This window comes from Arthrobacter sp. (assembly GCF_031179985.1).
Lineage (GTDB): Bacteria > Actinomycetota > Actinomycetes > Actinomycetales > Micrococcaceae > Arthrobacter.
The window spans coordinates 1-4,921 of record NZ_JAPSHJ010000099.1 but is presented as its reverse complement, the minus strand read 5'-3'; the positions used below and the strand labels follow the sequence as shown (position 1 = coordinate 4,921).

The following is a 4,921-nucleotide window of genomic DNA, read 5'->3' as shown; positions in this document are numbered from 1 at the left end:
AGGCATCCCACAGGGACCTGTCAACCTGTCCGGACGCAGAGGAAAACGGAGTCGTAACGGCAGAAAAATCCTTGACATTCGCCTGTGACGGAACGCACGCTGTTGCATAAGACGAACCCTGTTGACCGCTTCGAAACAAAGAAGCGGTATTCATGGCCGTGAGTCCACCTTGAATAAAAAAACTCATCCCGTTTGAAATAGAGGTGCTTCATGCACAAGGCCTGCCCGCTCAGTGAACTCGCTCCCGGGGAGGCGCTACGGCTCAATACTGCCCCGCCCATCGCTGTTTTCCACACGGAAGAAGGCGAGCTATTCGCCATCGACGATACGTGCACCCATCAGGATGCCTCCCTGGCCGACGGCTACGTGGAGGACTGCTGGGTCGAGTGCCCGCTGCACGCATCCAAGTTCAACCTCCGTACCGGGTCAGTCGATGCGCCACCAGCCAAACTGCCGGTCCGCCACCATGAGGTCAAGGTTGTTGACGGCGACATTATGATCATCGAATCGGACGAGGCCCCCAACCTTCCTCCCGGTTTGACACCCGAAGGCCATATCTAGGCCTACTCATGACTTCCGCCGAGGAAAGGACCCGCTAATGGCTGTAAATACGACACCTGAAAAGCTGCCGGCCGACGATAATCCGGCAGGCAACACAGACACAGCCCCCAGCAGCAATGAAGCCAAGGGAGCAGTATCGGCAGCTACTGTGGATGCGCCGGAGGAGTCCCCCCTCAACGCGGGAGCCGCGGCGATCAGCCTGCCGGATACGGAAGAAACCGACCAGATCCTCCAAGAGCTGCGGCAGACCGAAGCTGAACAGGCCGCCAGCCTTGGCAGGCGCCAGTCTCTCCCCCTCGATAAAGTGACCTTCGGGATCACCGGGGCATTCGCCGTCGCCTTCGTTATCTGGGGCTTTGCCGGAAGAGACAGTCTGGCAGCAACATCCCAAAACGCCCTCGACTGGGTCATGCAGTACACCGGCTGGCTCTTTATGGGCCTGGCCTCCCTCTTTGTGGTCTTCGTCCTGTGGCTTGCCCTGGGCAAATTCGGGAACATCCCGCTGGCCAAGGACGGCGAAAAGCCGGAATTCCGCACCGTGTCCTGGGTGGCCATGATGTTTGCGGCCGGCATGGGCATCGGCCTCATGTTCTACGGCGTGGCAGAACCGCTCTACCACTACATCTCTCCCCCGCCCGGCACCGTGGACGGCCGCACCCCCGAAGCCATCCAGACCGCCATGGCAACGTCCATCTTCCACTGGACCCTGCACCCCTGGGCAATGTACGCCGTGGTGGGTATTGCCATGGCCTACGGCACCTACCGGCTCGGCCGCAGGCAGCTTATCTCCGCCGCCTTCACCTCGCTCTTTGGCGTCAGGATGGTGGAAGGCCCGGTCGGCAAGTTCATCAACATCCTCGCGATTTTCGCCACCCTCTTCGGCACCGCCGCATCCCTCGGCCTGGGCACCCTGCAAATCGGCAGCGGCCTGACCTCCAACGGCTGGGCAGGGGAAATCGGCACGCCCGTGCTCGTGGTGATCGTCGCCATCCTGACCTCCTGCTTCGTAGCGTCCGCCGTCTCCGGCATCAGCCGCGGCATCCAGTGGCTGTCCAACATCAACATGGTGCTCGCCCTCATCCTGGCCCTCATCGTCTTCGTGGCCGGCCCCACCCTCTTCATCCTCAACCTGCTCCCTGCCGCCGTCGGCAACTACGCCCGGGACCTGGCGGAGATGTCCTCGCGCACCGAGGCTGTCGGAGACGAGGCCCTGCGCACCTGGATGTCGGGCTGGACCATCTTCTACTGGGCCTGGTGGATCTCATGGACGCCGTTCGTGGGACTGTTCATCGCACGCATCAGCCGCGGACGGACCATCCGGCAGTTCGTCACCGGCGTGCTCCTGGTTCCCAGCATCGTCAGCGTCATCTGGTTCTGCATCTTCGGCGGCACTGCCTTCCACGTGCAGCAAGAAGCAGACAAGGCCAACACCCGCGGCCTGGTGACCATGGTCGACGGAGCCCCATCGGTCAACTTTGACGGTGCCCTCTTCGATCTGGTCAAGAACTTGGGTATGCCTGCCTGGGCCATCACAGCAGTGATTGCACTGGCCATGCTGCTCGTGGCGATCTTCTTCATCACCGGAGCCGACGCGGCCTCCATCGTGATGGGATCGCTCAGCTCCAATGGGGCCGAGGAACCGCGCCGCGGAGTCATCATCTTCTGGGGCACGCTCACCGGCGCCGTCGCCGCAGTCATGCTCCTCGCCGGCGGCAATGAGCCTTCGGAAGCCCTGTCCGGCCTGCAACGGATCACCATCGTGGCCGCCCTGCCGTTCGTGCTGGTCATGCTCCTGCTCTGCTTCGCACTAACCCGGGACCTCCGCCGTGACCCTCTCACTCTCCGGCGCCGGCTCGCCACGACGGTCATGGAGCGCGCCATCCGAACCGGCGTCGACCAGCACGGCGGCGCGCAGTTCGAACTTGTGACCAAGCACGAATGCGATGACCGGTGTCCCGACAGCTCTTCGTGCCCTCGCGGAACCAAGCACTAAGCTGCATCTGTCCGTGCTGCGGGCCGGTTAAAACCGCCCGCAGCACGGACAGCGGCCATTAACACCCCGGTCCAAAGAACGATCAAAAAGACAAACAGTGCTTCCGCAGTGAAGGAACAGGTTTCGAAGCTATGACTATTCAGCTCGGCATTCCCCGAATTCCCGCCAAAGGCGGAGGCGGACTGCCGATGCCGCCCAGCAGGCCTGCGGGCGTACCCGTGGGCCTTGCCGACCGGTTCGGACGCCAGGCCACAGATTTACGGTTGTCCGTCATCGACAAGTGCAACCTTCGGTGCACATATTGCATGCCCGCCCAAGGCCTGGAGTGGCTCTCCAAACAATCCCTCATGACGTTGGATGAGATCGTTCGGGTCGTCGGCGTCAGCGTGGAAAAACTGGCCGTCCGCGAACTCCGGTTAACCGGCGGCGAGCCTTTGGTACGCCCTGACCTGGTGGACATCATCCGGGCTCTCCGCCAACGGCACCCCTCCTTGCCTATGTCCATGACCACCAATGGCGTAGGCCTGGACAAGAAGGCCCAGGCCCTCAAAGACGCCGGGCTCACCCGGATCAATGTCTCACTCGATTCCCTCCATGAAGAGACGTTCGAGTTACTGACGAGGCGTCCGTTCCTTACCAAGGTGCTTGCGGGAGTCAAAGCGGCAAGCGCTGCAGGGCTGGGCCCTGTCAAGATTAACGCCGTCCTGATGCGGGGGATTAACGACGTCGAAGCGTCTGGGCTTCTCCGCTGGGCCCTTGAGCACAAATACGAACTCCGCTTCATTGAGCAGATGCCGCTGGATGCCGATCACGGCTGGACTCGGCGGGACATGATCACTGCTGCCGAGATCCGCGAACTGCTTTCCCAGGATTTCGTTCTGACCCCGGACCTTCGGGAACGGGCAGGTGCCCCGGCAGAACGTTTCCAGGTCAGGAAGCGAAACGCTGGAGGCGGCACCCAGGGGCCCGTACTGGGCACGGTGGGCATCATCGCTTCTGTCACGGAACCGTTCTGCGGGGACTGCCGACGCACGCGCATCACTGCGGAAGGCAGGCTCATGAGCTGCCTGTTCTCCAGCGAAGAATTTGACCTGCTGAGCCTCATGCGTTCCGGGGCAGATGACGAAGAGCTGGCACGGCTCTGGCAAGACGCAATGTGGATCAAGCCGCGGGCACACGGAATGGACCACCCGGGCCTCGACTCGCCGGACTTCAAGCAGTCGGGCCGCAGCATGAGCGCCATCGGAGGCTGAAAATTATGTTGGTACGATACTTTGCCGCTGCATGTTCCGCCGCCGGTGTAGAAGAGGAACGTCATGAACTGGCAGACGGCGTGACGCTGAATGAACTCCTGACGGTCATACTTGCGGTTGACCGTCCCGAGCCTCCGGCGGGAACCCCTCCGCTGGCCGGAATCATCGCCCGAAGCAGTTTTCTCCGTAATGAAGTAGCTGTAAGGGACCTTGGTTTGGGCCTTGGCAGGGAGGACGTCATCGATGTCCTTCCGCCTTTCGCCGGTGGATGACCGCTACCCTGCAGGTGTTTTAAGAAGTTGCTGCCCATCGGTGATGGCCGAATGGCCGTGCCTGGCGTGAGCGGCTGTGGACCGCCAGCCTCACCCGACCGTGTCGCTTCCCCTTCCGGCAGCCCGTTTCTCGCACAGCGTGAAGGCGACGTCGGCGGCCCTGACAGTCGCCTCGCTCGCTGTCACTGCGGAACCGGCAAGTCCTTTACTGGCTTCCTGGCCGGCTGCATAACCCACCATGAAGGCGGTCACCGGCGCAGAAGCGTGTATCACCGAGTCTGCGGACCTCCTCGCCAGTTCAAGAAGCAACTCCTGGTCCACCTCCAGATCCGGGATCTGAAGCGCTTGCGCCAGCTGCTCGCTCCATTGGGCCAGAACTTCCGCTTCACTGTTGGCTGCCATGATGTCTCCTAGCTAAGGTGTCTTGTCCATGAGTGCCTGGTGGCTCGACACTACAAGGCTTCCCCGGACAAGTCACCGGTTGTCTAAGTTTCATGGGCAGTCTTAGGACACGGACGGGCGGACAGTCGTTGACACCCTTGCAGCACCCCAACTACCATCGGTCATATATCAGTCACATACCAGAGTCATGTCAGGCTGTCTTCGCTGTGGAGGTGCTCCGGCTGAGGCTTACTCCCGCACCGTAAAGCTCCCGGCCGAGTGTTGTATCCATGGACGGACGTACAACGAATGTCGGCCGCAAAAGAAACAGCCCGCGTAGGAAAATGCCCCAAGTAAAGGCCGCTCTGGCGCACAGCGTGAAAGGAACGCGTAGTTATGGTTCATAAAGTCAAGGCAGTTGTTGCGATGGCGAAGGATGCTCCGGTGTCGTTGGAGACGAT

General features: G+C 61.5%; 5 protein-coding genes. 4 read left to right on the top strand and 1 reads right to left on the bottom strand.

Going from position 1 to position 4,921, the window contains the following annotated elements:
- Positions 1-210 precede the first annotated feature (210 nt).
- From RIN13_RS20210 to RIN13_RS20195, 4 genes are all read left to right on the top strand, one after another.
- On the top strand, positions 211-561 hold the full coding sequence (locus RIN13_RS20210) for a bifunctional 3-phenylpropionate/cinnamic acid dioxygenase ferredoxin subunit (RefSeq protein ID WP_309109102.1): 351 nt from the start codon (positions 211-213) through the stop codon (positions 559-561).
- A 37-nt stretch (positions 562-598) separates the two neighbouring features.
- Positions 599-2,554, top strand: coding sequence for a BCCT family transporter (locus RIN13_RS20205; RefSeq protein ID WP_309109101.1), 1,956 nt, complete (start codon positions 599-601; stop codon positions 2,552-2,554).
- 131 nt (positions 2,555-2,685) lie between these two features.
- A complete protein-coding gene (gene moaA, locus RIN13_RS20200) occupies positions 2,686-3,807 on the top strand; it encodes a GTP 3',8-cyclase MoaA (protein WP_309109100.1) in 1,122 nt (373 codons plus the stop codon).
- Positions 3,808-3,812: 5 nt separating this feature from the next.
- Positions 3,813-4,079 carry a MoaD/ThiS family protein gene (locus RIN13_RS20195; RefSeq protein WP_309109099.1) on the top strand — a complete coding sequence of 89 codons (267 nt, stop codon included), beginning with the start codon at positions 3,813-3,815 and terminating at the stop codon, positions 4,077-4,079.
- A gap of 90 nt (positions 4,080-4,169) precedes the next feature.
- Here the strand turns inward: RIN13_RS20195 and RIN13_RS20190 are convergent, their stop codons facing one another.
- Entirely contained in the window at positions 4,170-4,481 is a 312-nt protein-coding gene (locus RIN13_RS20190) for a DUF6457 domain-containing protein (RefSeq protein ID WP_309109098.1), read from the bottom strand.
- Between the last annotated feature and the right edge of the window lie 440 nt (positions 4,482-4,921).

Excerpts from the sequence above, each read along its gene's own strand:
- RIN13_RS20205 (WP_309109101.1), top strand. The coding sequence starts at position 599 with ATGGCTGTAAATACGACACCTGAAAAGCTGCCGGCCGACGATAATCCG.
- RIN13_RS20190 (WP_309109098.1), bottom strand. The coding sequence starts at position 4,481 with ATGGCAGCCAACAGTGAAGCGGAAGTTCTGGCCCAATGGAGCGAGCAG.
- RIN13_RS20210 (WP_309109102.1), top strand. The coding sequence starts at position 211 with ATGCACAAGGCCTGCCCGCTCAGTGAACTCGCTCCCGGGGAGGCGCTA.
- moaA (WP_309109100.1), top strand. The coding sequence starts at position 2,686 with ATGACTATTCAGCTCGGCATTCCCCGAATTCCCGCCAAAGGCGGAGGC.
- RIN13_RS20195 (WP_309109099.1), top strand. The coding sequence starts at position 3,813 with ATGTTGGTACGATACTTTGCCGCTGCATGTTCCGCCGCCGGTGTAGAA.